Origin of the sequence: Candidatus Seongchinamella marina (genome assembly GCF_026262685.1) — a bacterium.
Classification (GTDB): Bacteria; Pseudomonadota; Gammaproteobacteria; order Pseudomonadales; family Halieaceae; genus Halioglobus; species Halioglobus marinus.
Window position 1 is genome coordinate 205,079 of sequence record NZ_SHNP01000006.1, and the last position, 19,203, is coordinate 224,281.

The following is a 19,203-nucleotide window of genomic DNA, read 5'->3' on the forward strand; positions in this document are numbered from 1 at the left end:
GTCGGGGTCTCAACAACTGTTTTTTTAATCTTCTCCTTTAAGTTTTCATTATGAGTTTTGCAACCGCCTCTTTGGTCAAACCCGTCGGCAGTCACTTTGAAGCCGATATTCTCGACGGCTGGGATATTCAGGGTAATGCCAATGGCGGTTACCTGATGGCCCTGGGTGCACGCGCGATGGCCGCGGCCAGCAGGCCACACCCGGTGACCGTAACGGCCCACTTCCTGTCACCCGGCAGGGTCGGGCCCATTAGCATCCACCCGGAAACCCTGAAAGCCGGACGAACATTCAATACCATGCGCGCCAGCGTACGCGGCCCCCAGAAGACGCTTATCGAATTGCTGGGTAGCTTTGGTGAATTGGAGAATGTCGATGGCGCTATTCTGGTGGATGCCGAACCGCCCACCCTACCCGCGCCCGAACAATGCATACGCATCGTCAGTAACGAGCGTGGGTTCCCTCCTCCAATGATGGACCGATTGGAAATTCGACTTCACCCGGATGACGCATCGCTATTTGAGGGCCAACCCAGCGGGCAGCCATTAGTGAGAGGCTGGGTAAGGCTTCCCGATGGAGAGCCAATGGATGCGTTTGCCCTGATGTTGATCGCTGATGCTTTTCCACCCACAGTGTTCAACGCTCGCCTGCCTGTGGCCTGGGTCCCCACGGTAGAAATGACAACCCAGATTCGAGGCATTCCCGCCAAGGGGTGGCTGCGCTGTAAATTCAGCACCCGTTTTATCACCGGCGGCGTGCTGGAAGAGGACGGGGAAATATGGGACAGCAGTGGTCGTCTGGTGGCATTGTCACGGCAACTCGCACTAATGCCCCGGGGATAACAAACCTCGGGGTAAGTTCCCATTGCTACATTCGGTCGAACTCAATTTCCCGCATGAAACCGGCCATTTCCTTGAGGTACTTGCCCTTATCCAGGTGAACCAGATGGTTACCTGGAAACCAGTGAATTTTGGGCCGGTCCCAGTGGTCCCACAACAGACGGGCATGCTTGGGGGGGGCCAGTCGATCGCCTGCTCCCGCAATAACCATCAAGCGCTCTTTAGGCAGCTTCGGTTGATACGTCAGTGCGGAGTGCACCGCTAACTCATGGCGGATATCCCTGACACTGGTACCCGTGGCCTTCAACATGGCCTTGATTGAAAGGTTCAGCGGGAACCATTCCAGCACCAGATCGGCAAGACTCACCACCGGCACATTAGGAATAGCGAACTCAAGTCGATCCTCCACTGAAGCCAGCAGCGCTGAGGTGTAACCTCCCAGGCTAATCCCGGTCACCCCCACTTTACTCACCCCCTCTGATTCGAGGTAGTCCATAAAAATGCGGAAGTCATGCACCGCGTGGGCGAAAGATTCGCTGATATGTGCGGTACCGTTCGCAAAGAATCCGTGGCCGCTAAAGGGTGAGGAGCGTGCCGCACGCTTGCCATGATGAGGGAGCGTATAGAGCAAAATATCGTAGCCCTGCTCATAGAACCATGGCAGCGCAAAAAACATGCGGTTCATCCAGTAAGGGTCCGCCATGAACCCGTGAATCACTGCGATAGTAGGTCGCGGGCCGTCATTGTGACGCCAGTGCTGGGCGACCGCACGCATGTTCCGTTTTAGCTTGGGATACTCTTCCCGCAACTTGGGATTCACGGTCTTGAAAGGGCTGTCAAAGCTGAGCAGGCGACAGCTGCCGTCATCCGGGCGGAACCGCAGCAAGCCAGCGTTAGATGACTTAATCTGGACTTTCGAGGAATTGGGCCGCTTAAAAAAGGCAGCGGGGTCAGCCTTATTAGCCTTGCGCTGATAAAAAGACCGATTGCCTGCATCACGCTTCAATTGCATCGGCTTGAAGCTGGACGGCAAAGCAAGTGTGTTCAGCATGCTGGCTCCGGTTGTACGCAGCAGCAAATCACCCAGCGCTGTCGCATCAACGGTCATTTCGGTACGCAGGTCGAGCTCGAAATCGTCGGGGAACTTGTGAAAGCTGCTTTCCAGATGCTCCCACCAGGGCTGTGGCGGCATAATACGCCGGGTATGACTATAGGTCTCGTTGGCGACCCGGGAGACGTTAGTGGCGATGTCGTACATGCTGCTGACCCTGCGGTGTTTTTATAAGAATAGTGTACCCGATGGTGTTCGCTTTGCTAGCACCACGAAACAAAACTCCACCAGACTGGCCCATCTACTTCACGTCTATGCAGCCGACAAATGCAGTGCAGGGTATGCTGCTGATCTGGGCTGGCGCTTGCGCACGGCCTCATGCGACGGCGGTCAAAATCGCCCCACCAAACGTCATTCAATTGCCAGAACAGAAACAATTGACTACATTGTTGGCCTCAAGATTGTGATACCCCGGAATTTAGTTTGAGTTTTTCCAGCGCTACCGTTTACTGCCGCCTTTTCCCCGGCATTGCCATGGCAATGCTGTTATGCGCTTGCACCAGCCATGAACACCAGTCTTATGACGCTGGCGGCCAACCTTACACGATGCCTGCGGCCTATCCGGCTGGATATTATGACTACAGCGCACCCCGCCCGGAGCCCGAAACCTATCAACTCCCTTTCCAGCAAGTGCCCGGCTACCATCTATCGGGTATTCGCTTTGCCTCTAGCGAGCAAAATGGCCAGCCTGGCAATCTTGTTGATGCACGCTACTTTCGCAGCCACAAAAGCGGACCAAAGCCGCTGTTGATCGTGTTACCCATATGGGCGACACACACCTTTCCTTCTACGGTTATATCCAATGGCTACGCCCAGCATGCCCAGGGGCAGGTCAACGTGCTTTGGTTGCAAGGCGATGGGCCTCTATTCAAATGGTTTGAAATGTCAAAGATAGACAACGAAGACGATTTCACGCGCGAGGTAGAAACAGCCTCTGCACGGTTTCGCGCCGTTTCTATCGATACGCGCCGACTGATCGACTGGGCAGAGACCCAACCGGAAATCGACAGTTCACGAATCGCTATTATCGGTTTTTCAATGAGCGCTCTGGTGGGCGCTAATGTCGCTGGTAACGACCCGCGCATTAGTACTGCCGTTTATGTGCTGGGGGGCGCCAAGCCCTGGAACATGATGGCCGAGTGCAATATGGTCGTGCAGTACATGCGCGAGCAAGTGAGTGAAGAGCTGAACTGGGACCAGGAGCAGTATCGCGAATTTTTCCGCAAGCATCTGGCACTGGGAGACCCTGCGCGCTGGCGCGGACGCTACCGGCCAGAAAACACGCTCATCATCGAGAGCAGCAAAGATGACTGCATTCCCGAGGAGTCACGTGAATCGTTATTTTACGCCACCGGCCAGCCCGAGCGTGTCGTCTACCCCTATAATCATTGGCAGCCCTTTTTATCAATGACCCCAATGGGACGTAATATTCTGACTCAGGACATTTTCGAATTTCTCGATCGTAAATTATTGCCCCGTCAAAATGGTTCCCATCAGGGCGGCAGTGTCCTGACCTCTTCAGCACAATCACGATAAGCTCAATTGACTTTTATCGACCCCTGCTTATACTAAGTTCCAAATTGATACTGTGAGAGTGCTGCCATGTCCAAAGGTGTCGCATTAATCATTGGTGCGGGTGATGCGATTGGCAGCGCAATCGCGCGGAAATTTGCCGCCAGCGGGCTAACGGTGTGCGCAGCTCGACGCAACCCGGAAAAGCTCGAGCCTCTTATGGAGGAATTGCGTGTTAAGTCTCATCCAGCGCACGCGTATCAGCTGGATGCGCGTAAAGAAGAGCAAGTCATCGATCTTTATCGCCGAATTGAAGAAGAGGTGGGCGAGCTCGAAGTTGTCGTGTTCAACATAGGCGCCAACGTACCCATGGGTATCCTGGAGACTGACAGCCGCAAATTTTTTAAAATCTGGGAAATGGCCTGCTTTGCCGGTTTTCTCTGCGGACGAGAGGCGGCTCGCTACATGAGCGCTCGTAAGCGCGGCACCATCCTGTTTACCGGCGCTACCGCCAGCGTCCGAGGGAACGCCGGCTTTGCTGCATTCGCCAGTGCCAAACACGGCTTACGCGCTTTGGCCCAGAGCATGGCGCGGGAATTGGGGCCACAGAACATTCACGTGGCCCATGTTGTTATTGACGCCGCGGTGGACACCGCCTGGATCAATGAGAATTTTCCCGACGCCGCTGCGCTCAAAGAAAAAGACGGTATCGTCGACCCGAATGACCTGGCAGATAATTACGTGATGCTACATCAGCAACCAGCCAACAGCTGGACCTTTGAACTGGACGTGCGCCCCTGGATGGAGCGCTGGTAAGGAGACACCATGACCAAACACATTGAATTCTACTTTGACTTTGGCAGCCCCACTGCCTATCTCGCCTACTGCAGGCTTGGGCAGCTGGCAAAACAGCACGGCCTGGCCATTCAGTACAGGCCGATGCTGCTAGGCGGCGTATTCAAAGGGGCCGCCAACACCTCCCCTATCACTGTGCCCGCCAAGGGCAAGTATATGCTGGAGCAGGACCTGCCCCGATTTGCGCGGCGTTACGATGTACCGCTCAACTTCAACCCGCATTTTCCAATCAACACGTTGAACCTGATGCGCGGTGTCATTGCAGCCGAGCAGTTGGATTGCCTGGAAGCCTACCTGCAAGCAATCTTCAAAGCAGTGTGGATAAACAGCAAAAATATGGGCGAAATTGAGACTGTGACTAAGGTGCTTACCGAGGCTGGATTGGACGCACAGGGCATTATCAATAGCTCTCAAACTCCTGAAGTGAAGGCTGAACTCATCAGCAATACCGAAGCAGCTGTGGCCAGAGGCGTATTTGGCGCGCCTACCATGTTTATGGATGATGCCATGTATTTCGGCCAGGATCGGCTGGACTTTATTGAGGAAGCTCTCGGTAATTAAACGTCAGGTGAGTAGCACCGGATAAAGGGACACTACTAACAGCACTGCCATGCTGACGTTAAAAACAACCAGACGTCGCCGACTAGTCAGCAGTCGCTGAAGTTGCTGACCCAGTAATGTCCACAAACTGACACAGGGCAAATTAATGCCCCCAAACACCACCGCGACCAGCAGTACCGAAAGAAAATTCTGTGATGGTGCATAAACCGTCAGTGCAGTCAGCGCCATCGTCCACGCCTTGGGGTTCACCCATTGAAACAAAACCGCCTGGATAAACGTAATTGGCTTGCCCTGCATATCTGCTGATACTTCCGTGCCAGCAGGGGCGGCTGACGTTGCGATCTTCCATGCCAGATAGACGAGGTAGACAACGCTCACCACCTTGAGCACTTCGTAACTCAACGGATAGGCCTCAAACAATCCGACCAACCCCAGACCCACCAGCGTTACCATAGCGGTAAAGCCAAGCCCTACTCCCAGCATATGAGGCAGTGTGCGCCGAAAGCCAAAGTTTGCGCCCGACGCCATTAGCATCAGGTTATTAGGCCCCGGGGTTATCGAGCTTACAAAAGAAAACAGCGCCAGTCCGGTAAATAATTCAACAGTCATGGGGCAATTATGGACGTTTTTACACAAGACGTAAGATAATTCGGATAATAGATGTCACGCTTTTCTCGTTATCCCAGCAAACTGAGTGTCAATTAACAGCAACATGCTGCCACAAAGCCAGCGAGTTAGATCAACCTCAAGGTCGAGCAAGCCTGACAAGCTAAACTGCGAATGTCTCAACCGTGCGGTAAACTATCCCATCAATGGACAACGCAGACAAAGACATGAGTGACTTCGACAACCCCTTTGCCAGCGAGGAAATAAGCCCCGCTTTTAGTGAGGAGTGGGAGGCAAAACGCCGGGTGGCAGCCGCTATCCGTGATCTGACCGAAGTGCTTGTCACCAGTTCACCATACACCGGGAAGATGCATGCAATTGCCGCTCAACTGGAAGAGACTGCCGCTGACTTTGCCCAGTCGCCTCGTGTTTATGGTCGACTGGAATGGACTCGCAGCCAACAGCATGGCTCCTTCGGTCAAGTCAGCCATGAGCTGAATCCATTGGCGGGTTATAGCAATCCCATCGCCCCGCCGGTAACTACCTGGCTGGAAGGTGACAAGGCACTGGGGCGATGTTGCTGTGGCTGGGCTTATGAAGGGCCACCCGGGAGCGTCCACGGTGGTTTTATCGCGGCTATTTTTGATCAGTTCATGGGCATGGCTCAAAAACTAGGCGGCCAGCCTGGCATGACCGGCTACCTGCACGTGAACTACCACAACCGCACACCACTCAATACCACACTCAATATGGAAGCCCAGTTAGTAAAGGTTGAAGGCCGCAAGACTGTAATTTCAGCACAAATGTTCGCTGGCGACACCATGACAGCGAGTTGTGAAGCGCTGTTCGTCGAGCCGCGCAAGGGCATTTATTCCTTAGAGGCGCAGCAACAAGAGCAATAGCCGAGTCAACACACTGACGTTAGCAATGACTCAACCAAAGGCACCAATGATCGCGCCCATCAACGCAAACTGCAGTATGTTGAAGCCCGCATCAATTCCAAACAAGGCTTTTGGGTGGCGGGAAAACAGATAATTGACACCAAATGCGGTAGCAACGAAACTCACGCCGATCACCAGAGCATAAATCACTGCGATTTCCACGGTACTCTCTGCCGGCACAATTGCCGATAAGATGATGGCCTGCATCAGGGTTAAAATAAAAGCCAGGCCCATGATCACCGCAGGGTGCCCTTTACTGGCAAGGTCCTCGTCAGACAAACCTATATAGCCCTGCCAGCGCTTGCCGAATAGTGGGCCATACCAGATACCCCCAAGCACGAAGGCGGCGAAGGCCGCCGCCAATGCAGCCGTTAAGTTCAAATGCAACTCTACTTCCATTGGCATTCAACCCTTCTATGTCTCGTTTTGAATGCCAGCGTAGCACAGCTGCGCGAATTGGCCTGCGCTCAATGCCAACCCAAAACTGGCAGGCAGGCTATACTGTCGTCCACGAATCGTTCGGTAAACAGTCGATGAATCACGTGTTGCTCGACGGCAAAAAAGTCATGCCCTCAAAAATAGTATGCATCGGCCGTAACTACGTTGCCCACATAGAAGAACTGGGCAACGAAGTGCCCGAACAAATGGTCGTCTTCGGCAAGCCAAATTCCGCGATTGGCGACACTCTTTATGCCGAACTGGGGGGCGAGCCCATACACTACGAGGGTGAGATCGCACTACTCATTAAGGATGGCCTTCCCGCTGCCGCGGGTTTCGGCTTGGACCTGACCAAACGCAATTTGCAAAGCAGGCTTAAAGACCAAGGCCTGCCCTGGGAACGGGCTAAAGGATTCGACGGCGCGGCCCTATTCTCGCCATTCAGAAGTATCGACAGCACTCAAGATCTGTCACTGCAACTGACAGTTAACGATAAGCTCCGGCAGTCCGGTGGTGTTGAATTAATGATGTATTCCCCGCAGCTGATTCTTAGACAATTACAAGAATTCACCACTCTGGAAGACGGCGATATACTGATGACGGGCACCCCCGCAGGCGTCGGCAAAGTTCAGGCAGGAGAGCGTTTTGACGGCCTGGTCATGCAACGCGGCAAAGTGATTGCAAGCCATTACTGGCTCGCAAACTAATGCCGCCACTAGACTCGAACGTGGTGGGGATAACGTCATTGTTACAGCGGCAATCGCTGGCAAACACATTCTCGACGCGTATCGCAGCGAGGGGCGGGGAAACCATTTAACAAACGGGTGAAACGGCGCAACGGCATGATCACTGTATCAATTGACGCCGCTACAACGTATTCAGATTTGAAGTCGACACAATTTTGCAGTAGCTTGTGGTTGAGTTAATGAGTAGGAGCCAATGCAAGCGATCCTGCGTTTAGACATGGCGGGCCAGCCACGCGGCTGGATCACCGCCCACGAGGCAGTTTCTGCCTACGCCAAAGGCGATGTCATCTACGGCATCGGGGAGCCGCTCCCGCCGGTTTTTGGCGGCACCCAGCGCCTCTCTGGCCTGCGCTCTCGAATAGATTTACAGCCCATCGTCGCAATTCAAGGGCGCATTATTCAGCATTTTGCGCCTCCGCTTTGCAACCGCACCTTGTTTCGCCGAGATGATCACCGTTGCCTCTACTGCGGGCAACAACACACCCGGGGAGAGCTCACTCGCGATCACGTCAGACCTACGTCTCGCGGAGGGCTGGACAGATGGGAGAACGTTGTCGCCGCATGCCGCCGCTGTAACTGGCAGAAAGATGACAAAACACCGGAAGAAGCCAGCATGCCACTGCTAGCAGTACCATTCAGGCCTAACCCCTATGAGTGGCATTTTTTGGCCAAGGACAGAATACTCGCCGATCAAATGGAATATTTATCGCGTCAATTCAAAGCTGAACGGGCTTGGGCAAACTAAAGCCAAGGCCACTAGTCAGATTCCGCGTTATCTCTGGAATACCCGGAGAGATCCATTACCTGGACTTCATCAAGGCCAATAGGCTCTCCTGACAACCAGAGCAGTAACCGCCTTCCGTCAGTAAAATAGGAGTCGCCGGTAAGATTGCTCCTTGGCTGGGCATAGTCAGCGACACCGACGCCACCGATGTAGCCGAATGCTTTCACCGTCTGACTATACGCAAGATCCTCTAATAGATATTCCCGGGTCTCATCGACGTCAGGATCTATCTTGTGAGTACTGATCGTCTTGCGAGTGAAGCGCACACCAATATCGCGACTGATCTGGCCTATCCACACCGGCTTGCCCTCGTGACGCAGCGGTGTCATCCATATCCGCAAATGATTGCGTTCTTTAACACTGCCACGAGCACGTTGCAGCGCTGCGTCTTGCGGACGGTCGAACACGTATAGCGCACTAACTGGCGAGTGGCGATAGCGGCCAGCGGTAAACATAGAGGCGGCAGTCTTCACCAGGGATGCGCTATGAATACTCTCTGTTTCGTCCCAACCAGCGCGCATAAACGCATAATAGAGATCCCTCGGTTCTCCAATAAATACCAGGTTCAAAGGGTCACCCTCGTCTTGACCACCGGCGTTATAAACACAGCAAGGCATCAATTCGACCTCGGCAACCAATTCTGCAAGATTGACGTTACGAATTTCATTATTGGGGTAGATGTTAGCAAAATCTACTTTATGGTGATCCAGTTTCAATCCTGGAACAGGCACAAAAAAAGACATGAGATAGGCCTCACCTTCGCCAATCACATCCACATTAAACGACTTCGTGCCCTCGTCTAATCGACTGAAAATATAACCCGCTACTATAGATTGGGGAGACACCGTAAGGCGCGCATGAGATCTTTCCTCAAAATGTGCTGTGTGACCCAAGCTGAATTCAATACGACTGCGATTGGCAGTTTCCCGCGCTGTAAAATATGCCTGATCCAGACTGATCGGGGTCAGAATAAGCTCGTTGTTCCCTCGGTTTTCCACCTGCACCCAAACGGGCTGGATGCCCTTTCCATAAAGGTCCATGCCGAATATTTTTTTTGTCTCTTCTCGACTGGGGACCGCCGTAGAAACCAAAAGATCGCCTTCACTTTGCGTATGCAAACGATTGTTGGGAGGTGCAATCTGCCTGCCCTTAACTATTGCCTCATTAGTATGCAAAGGGCGTCGAATGTCATAGATAAATGCGGCATCGTCCAGGGCCATTATTGTGTCTGCAAGAAACACAACGAGTCGATAGCCTTCGGTAAAGTAAGTGGCGCCTCCAAAACTGGTCTGTGGATTATCAATCGTTACCTCACCAGCGCCATGCACATAACCAGTAGCCTCTAATGACCCGTTATACCATAGGTTCTGGAGGAAAAACTTCTGCGCGCTATCGAGATCCGCAGTCACACTCTCTTGTGCAAAAAACGCCTGCGCCTCGGCATTCCCCTCAAGTTTTTGCAAAAAAATAGCGACTGGACTGGTATCAACTACAAAGTAAAAGACCTGACTGACCCAAACCGGTTTGCCATCTACACGCCAGGGAGTTAACCATAGGTGCAAGGCAATACGTTCATTGCCGTCTTTTCGGTATTTCCAAAACACCGCATCAGGAGAGCGCCCCTTATAACTCTGCGTGCGTGACTTCGTTACTGTTTCTGCGCTAGTTTCCAACCAGTCGCCGCGTAGCATGGCCCTGCGCAAAGTATTACCACTGCCGATCAGAATCGTATTAAACGGACCGCCTTGCTTCGTCTTGGTTTCGTCGGTCGCGCAACAGGCCAATTCATTTTCAAGCTTGTCACGCAGCCCCGCGCGGTCAAGTTCAATGATCTCCTCTGAAACGTATAGCTGGTCAAATTTAACTCGCGTATAGTCAGCTTGAAAACCTGGAAGAGGAACTAAAAAAGTAAAATCGTAGAGCTGGCCTTGCTGAAACAGATTCAGATTGAAACCTTTAGTCCCTGCCCGTAAATGCGTAAAAACCAGTCCACTCGCTTTTCCCGAAGCAGGAATTTGACGTGGCATTGCATTGTTGTGAAACCAGGCCTGCATGTCTTGGTAGCCTTGCTTAGTGAACTGTTTCCGGTTCATATAGGCCACTTCAATTGGTGAGAAGTAGTCTCTGTCGATGCTCCATTTAACCAACCGTACCGGCCACTCACTGCCGTTCTCGATTTCCAACCAAACAGGCTGTATGCCCTGTGAGTAAAGGTCCAGGCCAGTTAATGCCTCTGTCTCTGCAGCCGTTGGCACGGATGCAGAAACGGTAAGATTGCCCTGCTGCTGAACTATCGCGCGCTGGGTAAAAGCCACAGCCTTGAAGCCAGAGGCCTGATACGGTCTGGAGGCACAGGCAGCCAAAAGAAGCGATAGCAACAAGACCGCAAAAAACCGCCAGTGTCTGCTGCATCTTTTATCAATACGATCGACACAATCGAGCATAGTTAACAACTCCCGAGCCAACAAAGCCTACTACTGATCCTGCGACCCAAGCTTCATCAGCAAATTCATCACGCGCTGCAGTCCATTGCGCGCTGGCTGGCTGGTGCCAACCTCTCCGCTATTTTACTAAAACAACTTTTTTGTTCATTCATCTGCACATGCCAGGCGTTTTCTCCACTCATATTACGCTCCAGAATTTTCTGGCAGTTCTTCGGCCAACTCCGCGAATATAGCATCGCTCCGATTTCGATGTTGATTGCACGTGAACGGGAATCAAGGTTCATAGAACCAATAAACACATAACGAAGATCTGCAGCGGCACATTTTCTATGCAAGCCAGAGAAAAGCCCGCTTTTGCTCGAGAAATTCGGGCGCGGAATCCCCCGGAATAACGTTGGCGCTATGAACCAACAATCCCTACTCACTCAAATTGAAGACTTTTTTGTGATTATTTTAACTCAAGGTCCCAATCTTTTGACTGCAAGGGAAATCGCTCTAGCTGCGATCCGTTGGCAATTCTTTGCTGCAACTTTTCGCACTGCCGGCGAGCTATGCTCGAGTCAGGCTTGGTACTCAACGCGTCGGCGGTGGCCACCTGTATGTTACGCACTGACCTCTGTGTATGACATCGCCTGGCCTGCGCGTTAAAAATTGACGGTCTAGTCAGAGCCCATTGCTTCTTTAACCTTGTCAATATCGACTGACTCAGAAGCCTTTTCCATGTCTACCGAGTCATAAGCCTTCTTGTAATCAAGACCATCGCCGGTGACCGCCTCGGTCATCTGTTCCTGATCGACCGACTCGATAGCTTTGTCCGTATCAACAGCCTCCATTAACTTACCCACGTCCTGGGCCCAGACTGAAGCGGCAAGCGGCAGTGTCGCTATGACTACTAATCTGATAACAACTCTCTTCATTTGGGGTCTACCTCTGTATTGTGATGTTCATCGTATAACTGATTTGAGACGATAACAGGACTGAATTTTAATGAGAATAGTAGGTGTTACTGCAACTATCCACTTATCTATTGGTTCACCCCCGTTGATAACAACAGCAAGCAACTATAGATTTATGCCGGAAAAGGGCCCGCTGCGGCTATAATCAACAGCAGCAGTTATACCAAGACCAAGCCGCCACAGAGGAGCAGTCACTTGCCCAGCGAAAACCTCAATGCAGTAAAGTCCATGATGGAGCAAATGGCCCGATCAGTGATCGGGCAGGAAGAGGTCGTACGCACCCTCGCTCTCGCTTTATTATGCAATGGCAACGTGTTGCTGGAGGGGCTCCCCGGTACCGCTAAAACCCGTTCGATCAAAACCCTTTCCAGAGTGTTACAGGCCAGCCTGGGACGTATCCAGTTCACCCCGGACCTGCTGCCTTCTGATGTCACTGGCAACGAGGTTTACCAGGATAACCAGGGAGTGTCGGAGCTTATCTTTCAAGAGGGACCCATATTCAACGAACTGATACTGGCCGACGAAATCAACCGCGCTCCAGCAAAGGTCCAGGCGGCACTGCTGGAAGCCATGGAAGAACGCCAGGTTACGGTCGCAGGCAAAACCTACCCGTTACCGCCCTTATTCATGGTGCTGGCAACCCAGAACCCGATTGAACAGGAAGGCACTTATCCCCTGCCGGAAGCGCAAATGGATCGTTTCCTGATGAAGATCTCTGTGGACTACCCGGATAACGCGGCGGAGCTGTCTATCGTCCGCATGCTGCAGGCCGAAGAGGCCGCGCAGCAGGAACAACTGACTATGATCTCCCAGGATCATATCTTCGCCGGCCGTGAGGTGATCGGTAAGATGACATTATCGGCACCGGTAGAGCAGTACATCGTCGACCTCGTAATGGCTACTCGGCAGGCCGCCGACTACAGCAAGCAACTGGCTACCTGGATAGACACCGGGTCCAGCCCAAGGGCCACCATTGCACTGCATCGCACCAGCCGCGCCAGTGCCTGGCTGGACGGGCGTGATCACGTCACCCCTGAAGATGTTCGCTCGGTATTACATGCAATCATGCGCCACCGACTTATCCTGAGTTACGACGCCCTTGCCGACCGGGTATCTCCTGACGATGTCATTGACGAGATCATTACCCAGGTCGCTGTGGGCTGACCCATGTCGGTGGATGCCAACTCGCAAATCTATACCAACCTACAGGATTTGGTGCGACTGCGTTACACCGCTGGCGGCTTTAGCTATCTCCCGCGCCAACCGATACGTTCGCAATTGGCCGGACGCAAGCGCTCCAAACTGCGCGGCCGCGGCCTGGATTTTGACGAACTTCGTCACTACCGACCCGGTGACGATATTCGCACCATGGACTGGCGAGTCACCAATAGAACTGGCAAACCTCATGTCAGGGTTTATACCGAGGAACGAGACCGACCGGTACTGGTCATCGTCGATCAGCGCCTGCCCATGTTTTTCGGCAGCCAATATAAGATGAAATCTGTTATCGCAGCCGAAGTGGCCGCTATCACTGCCTGGCGTGTCATCGACGTTGGCGACCGCATCGGCGCGATTTTATTTAACGATGAACGCGTCGTCGAGGCCAGGCCCGCCAGAAGCGAAAAGAAAGCCATGGGCTGGTTGGGAGACCTGGCCACTATGAACAACGAGCTGTCCGTCAATTCTGGCGTGCCAAGCAGGCCTGAGGCGCTGGCTGAAGCACTGCGGGCCACCGAGCGACAAATCAGCCACGATTACCTGGTCATACTGGTGTCCGACTTTTACGGCTGGAGTGATGCGGCCTTGCAAAGCATTCGGCGCATTGGCCAGCACAACGACATCGTCTGCAGCATGATCTACGACCCACTGGAACGAGACATATCCAGCGCTGAAAAGCTGGTAGTGAGTGACGGTCATTTTCAACTGGAAATTGACCCCGGTCACCAGGATTTGGGCGAACGTTTCGAAGCCAGTTTCGAAAGCTCTTTCGCCCACGTGCGAGAGGACTTGCAGCGCCACCAGATTCCTGTCATTCCGGTACACACCGCTGTACCGACCGACCAACAGTTGCGAGAGCAACTGGGCGGTCAACGGGTTCTGGTATGAGTCTGCCTGCACTGCCAGACATTTTTGGCAACTATGTTCTGGGCGATTTCAACGAGGTAGTTTCTCCCCCGAATATCGACTGGTTACCACAAACTGCTGGCTGGTATGTCGTGGCCGCCGTGCTCATAGCCTGGACGTCGCACAAGCTGTGGCTCCGATTACAATACTGGTATCGCAATCGCTATCGCAAAGAGGCCAGCAACAGGTTGCGTCAACTCGGAAACTCGGCGACCGAGGCAGCACAGATTAATAGCTTATTAAAACTCACCGCACTGGCTGCGTTCTCACGCCAGCAGGTCGCCAGTTTATCGGGACACGATTGGGCCCGATTCCTCAATGCCCAATGCGAGCAACCAAGCTTTAACCAAGACCAGTGTCAAATTCTGGCCCTTGGCATCTACCAGAAGCAGGCGCTTGAACGGGCCACCGCCGAGCAATTGATAGCCGCCAGTCTCACCTGGATTGAAAAGCACAAAAACCGTTACGATGATTGAATTCGCATTTCCTTTGGCCCTGCTGCTGCTGCCGCTGCCCTTGCTGATTCGCTTGTTTCCTGCTTACAAAGAAAGTCGTGATTCCGTGAAAGTGCCTTTCTTCGACAAGCTGGTTGACTTGAGCGAGCAAAAGCCTGAGCAGGGTGCGCGAATTTTACGCCGCAGTACGCTACAAAAAATCCTGGTAAACCTGACCTGGCTTTTACTGATTCTGGCCGCAGCCAAACCCCAGTGGATTGGTCCACCGATAGAACAACAAAAGTCTGGTCGTGACCTGATGATTGCAGTCGATCTTTCAGGTTCTATGGAAGCCAGGGATTTCACCCTTCCCAGCGGGGTAACAGTAGATCGGCTTGACGCAGTAAAACAGGTTTTAAAAGAGCTGGCAGCAAACCGCGAGTCTGACAGGTTGGGCCTCATCGTATTCGGGGCGGCGGCCTATTTGCAAACACCATTTACTGATGATCACCAGGTCTGGCAGCAATTGCTTGATGAAACCGAGATTGGCATGGCGGGGCCCAGCACTGTGTTTGGCGACGCCATTGGGCTATCTATTAAGCTGTTTAGTGACAGCGACTCTGACAACCGGGTTTTGATCATGCTAACCGATGGTAATGATACCGGCAGCACGGTGCCGCCTGTGGATGCCGCCAAGGTCGCGGCTGCCAATGGTGTCCGCATTTATACCATTGCGATTGGAGATCCCGCGACTGTGGGGGAAGACGCCCTGGATATGGATACGATCACTCGGGTGAGCGAAATTGCCGATGGCCGAACCTTTCGCGCCCTCGACCAGGACGAGATGCGCCAAGCCTATATCACCATTGGTGAACTGGAGCCTGAGCTCTATGAAACGATTAGCTTCCGTCCCAGACAAAGTTTGCACTGGGTGCCGATGGCGTTAATTTCAACGCTATACCTGTTTTACCATGGCTTCTTTGCCTTTGCGTCCCTGTGGGCCGGGAGGGTCACTAATGCTCCCTGACCTGGCCTCGCTCGAATACTTTCATTTTCTCCGACCGCTTTGGCTAGTGCTGCTCATTCCCTGGTTACTGCTGATTCGACTCGGCGGCAACAGACGTAACCAGAAGGATATGTTTGGCGGCATCATCGCGCCTCATTTGCTGGAACATTTGCGCCTGAATAGCAAGGACTCGCGCTGGTTCAACCCCACTGCTGTTGGCGGCGCTTTTATCGTGCTGTGCCTACTTGTCGTCATCGGGCCCAGTTGGCGTCAACAACCCTCACCATTAAGCCAGGATGAGTCGGCAATGGTCGTAGTGCTGGATGCTTCCTCATCGATGGAACAGGGAGATGTACAGCCCTCGCGTCTAGAGCGTGGCAAACAAAAGGCGTCTGACTTGCTGGCCCTGCGACCGGATAAAAAATCTTCATTGGTGGTCTATGCCGGGACCGCTCATACCGTGCTAACGCTCACTGCAGATCAGGACATCCTCAATCAATACCTTGCTGCTATTAAACCAAGCATGATGCCCCGTGGCGGCAAATTTGCCGAGCATGCCCTGCCCCTGATCGATGACATTCTTCGCGATACCACCGCAGCAGCGACCGTCGTCCTGATTACAGACGGACTAGGCAGCAACACCGAGACCGCGTTTACCGACTATTTCGGACAGCGCTCTCACCAGCTCCTGGTACTGGGCATCGGTGGTGACAGTGATGAAAACGGAATAGCCCCTCTTGAGCGCCGGCGTTTGCGGACTCTAGCCAGTGACAGTGGCGGACACTACGTAGAACTGACCATCGACGACGGTGATGTGCGAGCGCTGGAGCGCCGCATCGAGAGCCATTACGTAATCATCGACGACGACGCTTTACCCTGGCTGGACAGTGGCTATCCCCTGATTTTCATTTGTATGGCGCTGTGGCTGATGTGGTTCCGAAAAGGCTGGACGATTAACTGGGCATGGTTGCTGCTGCCGATAGCACTGACGTTAACGCCAGAACCGGTCTTAGCCCAGGAGAGCGACAAAGGTAAGGATCAAAAGGCCACTGAAACTTTACAAAGCAGCTTTTCACTGGGTCAGTGGGTCACCGAACTCTGGCTAACCCCTGATCAGCAAGGACGATTACTACTGCAGTACGGCGACTATCATGGCGCTGCCAATCACTTTGAGGATCCACTTTGGAAAGGCGTCGCCTACTATTACAACGAGGACTTCATGCAGGCGGCAGAATACTTTTCACGATCGGACAGCGACGATGCATTGTTCAACGAGGCCAACGCTCGAGCCCATGCACGCGATTTTTTGCGCGCAGTAAAACGCTACGATCAACTGTTGGCGCGAACACCTGGCTACCCAGGGGCAACCGAAAATCGCGCAAAAGTGCAGGCATTGATCGATGAAATCAACCGTATGAGCGAGTCGCAACAGGGCGAGGAAGGCAGCAGTGAAGAGAAGCAGATGGGCGGCGACGAAGCTATTGCCGCAGAAGGTGCGGAAAAACTCAGTTTTGATCAGGTAGAGATCAAACAATATACCGCTGAAGAAATTCTGCAGAGCGAAGCAACAAGAGACATGTGGCTGCGCGGAGTGCAGCAAGATCCCTCCAATTTCCTCGCCACCAAGTTCAACATGCAACTGCAGCGCAGGGGACCGAGGCAATAATGCGTATCTTCGCTATGTTCCTCGTGACTTTCTGGCTGGCAGTGCCACTGCAAGCCATCGCCGATATTGAATCTTTATTATCGGATGGAGAGCTCACAGTGAACGCCAGCCTTGATCAACGCGGACTACTGGTGCCAGGGCAGCGCACACAGCTAATTTTAGAAATTGCTACCAGCAGCTGGTTTTCCGGCGGCACCCGGATACGCATTCCGGAAGTACCAGGATTGGTGATTCTGCAGACGGAACAGTTCGCAACTAATGCCAGTGAGTCTCGCAGCGGAAGCACCTGGGTCATTCAGCGCTGGACACTGGATCTCTATCCGCAGCGCGCAGGTAACTTCACCATACCGCCCATTTCGCTGTCGATAATGGTTAACGCGGGCGAGCAAGGCAACGTACGGGGCGACACATTAAGTGCGCCCCTGGAATTTTTCGTCGCAATGCCCAGCGCTCTAGAAGAGGCCGATTTTTGGGTAGCGGCACCCGCTTTTTCTGTGCGGCAGAGCCTTAACAAAGACACTAGTCAATTAGAGCCCGGTGATGCATTTGAACGTCGGATAGAATTTCAGGCGGACGACCTGCTGGCAATGATGCTGCCCGAGGTCGGCACTGAGCGACAAGCAGGCCTCGCCGCCTATCCCGCCCCTCCGGTGCTGGAAAACAGTCGTAACCGCGGCCAGGCCACGAGCAGTAGAGTTCAAACCATCAGCTATGTCGCACAAAAACCCGGCAATTACCTACTCCCGAATGAAGACTTTTTCTGGTGGGATACTGGTTCCGAGGAGCTACGTGTCTTGACTCTTCCTGCGGTGGAAGTGCGGATAACGGGAACCGCCGCGGTCAACACCCAGGGCGCGCCACCCGCGCTGAGCCGAACTCAACTGCTAGGCCTGGCACTGGCAATCGCAGTGATCTCCCTGGTGCTTTGGCTGCTCAAACGCTACCGCCCATGGCGACTGCTACCTTACCTGATACAACCCCTACGGGCCGGCTGGGGCCAACTGCAAGACCTCCGCAAACCGGCATTGGCCGAGCGGCTCAACCCCGATAGTAACGCTGGGGACTGAATGGCATTTTGGTAACGGTAACGGGCAGCAGTTTTCCACGAACGTCTACCGCAAGCTCCGTGCCCGGGTCACCAAGTTGACGCTGCACATAAGCCATAGCGATAGGCCCGCCGAGGCTAGCACTATAAGCAGCGGAACAAATTTCGCCTACTGCCTCGCCATTGGCATTTAGTACAGTCTGGCCTTCTCGCACCGGGCGCTTACCGTCGACGGTCAAACCGACCCTGCGCAAGTCGGGTTTGTTGATAATACGGTCAAAAATAGTGTCAGACCCGGGGAATCCGCCAGCTCGAGCTCCATCGGCGCGGCGAGACTTGCTAACAGACCACAGCAGGCCTGCCTGCACCGGGTCAATTTCAGTATTCAGTTCATGGCCGTAAAGACAAAGGCCGGCCTCGAGACGCAGAGAATCACGGGCTCCAAGGCCGATAGGCTCAACCTGTTCAAAGTCGAGTATTCTTCTCGCTAACACATCGGCGGCGCCATTGGGCATCGACACCTCAAAGCCATCCTCTCCCGTGTAACCAGAGCAGGTGATATAAACCTCTATGCCATCTATGGTCGCCGCACAGCCTTGCATGAAAACCAGTTCCACTGCAGCCGGACATAACTCACTCATCACTTCACGCGCTTTGGGGCCCTGCAGGGCAAGTAGCGCCTGATCACTCAGTACCTCCATTGACTGGCCGGCAAGGTGACTGCGCAAATGTGCTATGTCCTGTTCCTTGCAAGCCGCGTTCACCACCAGGAAAAATTTATCCTGCGCCCAGCGGGTAATAATCAGGTCATCGAGCACGCCGCCCTGATCGTTGGTCAACAGTGCATAGGTTTGGCAATTAATGCCCAGACCCTCAACGTCAACCGGCACCAAAGACTCCAGCATAGCCGCAACACCTGCGCCCTCTATAATGACCTGCCCCATATGGGAAACGTCGAACAGCCCTGCTGCCTCTCTCGTCTGCAGGTGTTCCTTGATGATACCGGCCGGGTATTGCACGGGCATATCGTAGCCGGCAAAGGGAACCATTTTGGCACCGAGCTCTCTATGCAGCGCATCCAGGGGGGTAGTCAATAAACTCATGGGGTTTTCCTGATCTCGTAGGCAGGGCTGCCACT

At 53.4% G+C, this 19,203-nt stretch carries 20 protein-coding genes; 13 read left to right on the forward strand and 7 right to left on the reverse strand.

The genetic code is table 11. The features are described from left to right. Positions 1–50: 50 nt before the first annotated feature. Positions 51–839, forward strand: a complete 789-nt coding sequence (locus EYC87_RS16785) for a thioesterase family protein (protein ID WP_279253884.1) — start codon at positions 51–53, stop codon at positions 837–839. Between the two features lie 25 nt (positions 840–864). Here EYC87_RS16785 and EYC87_RS16790 read toward each other — a convergent pair whose 3' ends face one another. After that, a complete protein-coding gene (locus tag EYC87_RS16790; RefSeq protein WP_279253885.1) occupies positions 865–2,094 on the reverse strand; it encodes an alpha/beta hydrolase family protein in 1,230 nt (409 codons plus the stop codon). Between the two features lie 276 nt (positions 2,095–2,370). On the opposite strand from EYC87_RS16790, the gene EYC87_RS16795 reads away from it, so the two are divergent. The 3 genes from EYC87_RS16795 (at position 2,371) to EYC87_RS16805 (ending at position 4,875) form a co-directional block, all read left to right on the forward strand. Continuing rightward, the gene (locus EYC87_RS16795) at positions 2,371–3,483 is read left to right on the forward strand and encodes a hypothetical protein (RefSeq protein ID WP_279253886.1); all 1,113 of its coding nucleotides are present in this window, start codon (positions 2,371–2,373) and stop codon (positions 3,481–3,483) included. A 66-nt stretch (positions 3,484–3,549) separates the two neighbouring features. Further along, positions 3,550–4,275: an SDR family NAD(P)-dependent oxidoreductase gene (locus EYC87_RS16800; RefSeq protein WP_007230239.1), complete on the forward strand. Its 726-nt coding sequence runs from the start codon at positions 3,550–3,552 to the stop codon at positions 4,273–4,275. Positions 4,276–4,284: 9 nt separating this feature from the next. Next, complete coding sequence (locus EYC87_RS16805) at positions 4,285–4,875, forward strand: 2-hydroxychromene-2-carboxylate isomerase (protein WP_279253887.1); 591 nt, start codon at positions 4,285–4,287, stop codon at positions 4,873–4,875. A 3-nt stretch (positions 4,876–4,878) separates the two neighbouring features. On the opposite strand, the gene EYC87_RS16810 is transcribed toward EYC87_RS16805, so the two are convergent. Then, positions 4,879–5,484: a LysE family translocator gene (locus EYC87_RS16810; RefSeq protein ID WP_279253888.1), complete on the reverse strand. Its 606-nt coding sequence runs from the start codon at positions 5,482–5,484 to the stop codon at positions 4,879–4,881. 203 nt (positions 5,485–5,687) lie between these two features. On the opposite strand from EYC87_RS16810, the gene EYC87_RS16815 reads away from it, so the two are divergent. Beyond that, the gene (locus EYC87_RS16815) at positions 5,688–6,383 is read left to right on the forward strand and encodes a PaaI family thioesterase (protein WP_279253889.1); all 696 of its coding nucleotides are present in this window, start codon (positions 5,688–5,690) and stop codon (positions 6,381–6,383) included. 30 nt (positions 6,384–6,413) lie between these two features. Here EYC87_RS16815 and EYC87_RS16820 read toward each other — a convergent pair whose 3' ends face one another. Next, positions 6,414–6,827: a DUF1761 domain-containing protein gene (locus EYC87_RS16820; RefSeq protein WP_279253890.1), complete on the reverse strand. Its 414-nt coding sequence runs from the start codon at positions 6,825–6,827 to the stop codon at positions 6,414–6,416. Positions 6,828–6,892: 65 nt separating this feature from the next. Here EYC87_RS16820 and EYC87_RS16825 point away from each other — a divergent pair, with 65 nt between their 5' ends. Together EYC87_RS16825 and EYC87_RS16830 are read left to right on the forward strand one after the other, a co-directional pair. Next, positions 6,893–7,567, forward strand: a complete 675-nt coding sequence (locus EYC87_RS16825; RefSeq protein WP_279253891.1) for a fumarylacetoacetate hydrolase family protein — start codon at positions 6,893–6,895, stop codon at positions 7,565–7,567. A gap of 232 nt (positions 7,568–7,799) precedes the next feature. Beyond that, positions 7,800–8,351 (forward strand): HNH endonuclease, encoded by a 552-nt coding sequence (locus tag EYC87_RS16830; protein WP_279253892.1) that lies wholly within the window; start codon positions 7,800–7,802, stop codon positions 8,349–8,351. A gap of 11 nt (positions 8,352–8,362) precedes the next feature. Here EYC87_RS16830 and EYC87_RS16835 read toward each other — a convergent pair whose 3' ends face one another. From EYC87_RS16835 to EYC87_RS16840, 3 genes are all read right to left on the reverse strand, one after another. Then, on the reverse strand, positions 8,363–10,834 hold the full coding sequence (locus EYC87_RS16835; protein WP_279253893.1) for an LssY C-terminal domain-containing protein: 2,472 nt from the start codon (positions 10,832–10,834) through the stop codon (positions 8,363–8,365). A 68-nt stretch (positions 10,835–10,902) separates the two neighbouring features. Further along, positions 10,903–11,259 (reverse strand): phospholipase D-like domain-containing protein, encoded by a 357-nt coding sequence (locus EYC87_RS19525; protein ID WP_423243982.1) that lies wholly within the window; start codon positions 11,257–11,259, stop codon positions 10,903–10,905. Positions 11,260–11,493: 234 nt separating this feature from the next. Continuing rightward, a complete protein-coding gene (locus tag EYC87_RS16840; RefSeq protein WP_279253894.1) occupies positions 11,494–11,751 on the reverse strand; it encodes a DUF2059 domain-containing protein in 258 nt (85 codons plus the stop codon). Positions 11,752–11,985: 234 nt separating this feature from the next. Here EYC87_RS16840 and EYC87_RS16845 point away from each other — a divergent pair, with 234 nt between their 5' ends. From EYC87_RS16845 to EYC87_RS16870, 6 genes are read left to right on the forward strand one after another with little or no spacing between them, the layout of a single operon-like run. Continuing rightward, positions 11,986–12,954, forward strand: coding sequence for an AAA family ATPase (locus EYC87_RS16845; protein ID WP_007230191.1), 969 nt, complete (start codon positions 11,986–11,988; stop codon positions 12,952–12,954). A 3-nt stretch (positions 12,955–12,957) separates the two neighbouring features. After that, complete coding sequence (locus EYC87_RS16850; protein WP_279253895.1) at positions 12,958–13,896, forward strand: DUF58 domain-containing protein; 939 nt, start codon at positions 12,958–12,960, stop codon at positions 13,894–13,896. Further along, entirely contained in the window at positions 13,893–14,390 is a 498-nt protein-coding gene (locus EYC87_RS16855; protein WP_279253896.1) for a DUF4381 domain-containing protein, read from the forward strand. The genes EYC87_RS16850 and EYC87_RS16855 overlap by 4 nt, the downstream gene beginning before the upstream one ends. Then, a complete protein-coding gene (locus tag EYC87_RS16860; protein ID WP_279253897.1) occupies positions 14,383–15,375 on the forward strand; it encodes a vWA domain-containing protein in 993 nt (330 codons plus the stop codon). Before EYC87_RS16855 ends, EYC87_RS16860 begins: the two co-directional genes overlap by 8 nt. Continuing rightward, the gene (locus tag EYC87_RS16865; protein ID WP_279253898.1) at positions 15,365–17,020 is read left to right on the forward strand and encodes a vWA domain-containing protein; all 1,656 of its coding nucleotides are present in this window, start codon (positions 15,365–15,367) and stop codon (positions 17,018–17,020) included. The genes EYC87_RS16860 and EYC87_RS16865 overlap by 11 nt, the downstream gene beginning before the upstream one ends. After that, positions 17,020–18,087, forward strand: a complete 1,068-nt coding sequence (locus EYC87_RS16870; protein ID WP_279253899.1) for a BatD family protein — start codon at positions 17,020–17,022, stop codon at positions 18,085–18,087. Before EYC87_RS16865 ends, EYC87_RS16870 begins: the two co-directional genes overlap by 1 nt. Here the strand turns inward: EYC87_RS16870 and gcvT are convergent. Further along, positions 18,059–19,168 (reverse strand): glycine cleavage system aminomethyltransferase GcvT, encoded by a 1,110-nt coding sequence (gene gcvT / locus EYC87_RS16875; protein WP_279253900.1) that lies wholly within the window; start codon positions 19,166–19,168, stop codon positions 18,059–18,061. The two genes, EYC87_RS16870 and gcvT, sit on opposite strands and share 29 nt — an antisense overlap. Positions 19,169–19,203: the final 35 nt, after the last annotated feature.

Excerpts from the sequence above, each read along its gene's own strand:
- EYC87_RS16785 (WP_279253884.1), top strand. The coding sequence starts at position 51 with ATGAGTTTTGCAACCGCCTCTTTGGTCAAACCCGTCGGCAGTCACTTT.
- EYC87_RS16790 (WP_279253885.1), bottom strand. The coding sequence starts at position 2,094 with ATGTACGACATCGCCACTAACGTCTCCCGGGTCGCCAACGAGACCTAT.
- EYC87_RS16800 (WP_007230239.1), top strand. The coding sequence starts at position 3,550 with ATGTCCAAAGGTGTCGCATTAATCATTGGTGCGGGTGATGCGATTGGC.
- EYC87_RS16805 (WP_279253887.1), top strand. The coding sequence starts at position 4,285 with ATGACCAAACACATTGAATTCTACTTTGACTTTGGCAGCCCCACTGCC.
- EYC87_RS16810 (WP_279253888.1), bottom strand. The coding sequence starts at position 5,484 with ATGACTGTTGAATTATTTACCGGACTGGCGCTGTTTTCTTTTGTAAGC.
- EYC87_RS16815 (WP_279253889.1), top strand. The coding sequence starts at position 5,688 with ATGGACAACGCAGACAAAGACATGAGTGACTTCGACAACCCCTTTGCC.
- EYC87_RS16820 (WP_279253890.1), bottom strand. The coding sequence starts at position 6,827 with ATGCCAATGGAAGTAGAGTTGCATTTGAACTTAACGGCTGCATTGGCG.
- EYC87_RS16825 (WP_279253891.1), top strand. The coding sequence starts at position 6,893 with ATGCCAACCCAAAACTGGCAGGCAGGCTATACTGTCGTCCACGAATCG.
- EYC87_RS16830 (WP_279253892.1), top strand. The coding sequence starts at position 7,800 with ATGCAAGCGATCCTGCGTTTAGACATGGCGGGCCAGCCACGCGGCTGG.
- EYC87_RS16835 (WP_279253893.1), bottom strand. The coding sequence starts at position 10,834 with ATGCTCGATTGTGTCGATCGTATTGATAAAAGATGCAGCAGACACTGG.
- EYC87_RS16840 (WP_279253894.1), bottom strand. The coding sequence starts at position 11,751 with ATGAAGAGAGTTGTTATCAGATTAGTAGTCATAGCGACACTGCCGCTT.
- EYC87_RS16850 (WP_279253895.1), top strand. The coding sequence starts at position 12,958 with ATGTCGGTGGATGCCAACTCGCAAATCTATACCAACCTACAGGATTTG.
- EYC87_RS16855 (WP_279253896.1), top strand. The coding sequence starts at position 13,893 with ATGAGTCTGCCTGCACTGCCAGACATTTTTGGCAACTATGTTCTGGGC.
- EYC87_RS16860 (WP_279253897.1), top strand. The coding sequence starts at position 14,383 with ATGATTGAATTCGCATTTCCTTTGGCCCTGCTGCTGCTGCCGCTGCCC.
- EYC87_RS16865 (WP_279253898.1), top strand. The coding sequence starts at position 15,365 with ATGCTCCCTGACCTGGCCTCGCTCGAATACTTTCATTTTCTCCGACCG.
- EYC87_RS16870 (WP_279253899.1), top strand. The coding sequence starts at position 17,020 with ATGCGTATCTTCGCTATGTTCCTCGTGACTTTCTGGCTGGCAGTGCCA.
- gcvT (WP_279253900.1), bottom strand. The coding sequence starts at position 19,168 with ATGAGTTTATTGACTACCCCCCTGGATGCGCTGCATAGAGAGCTCGGT.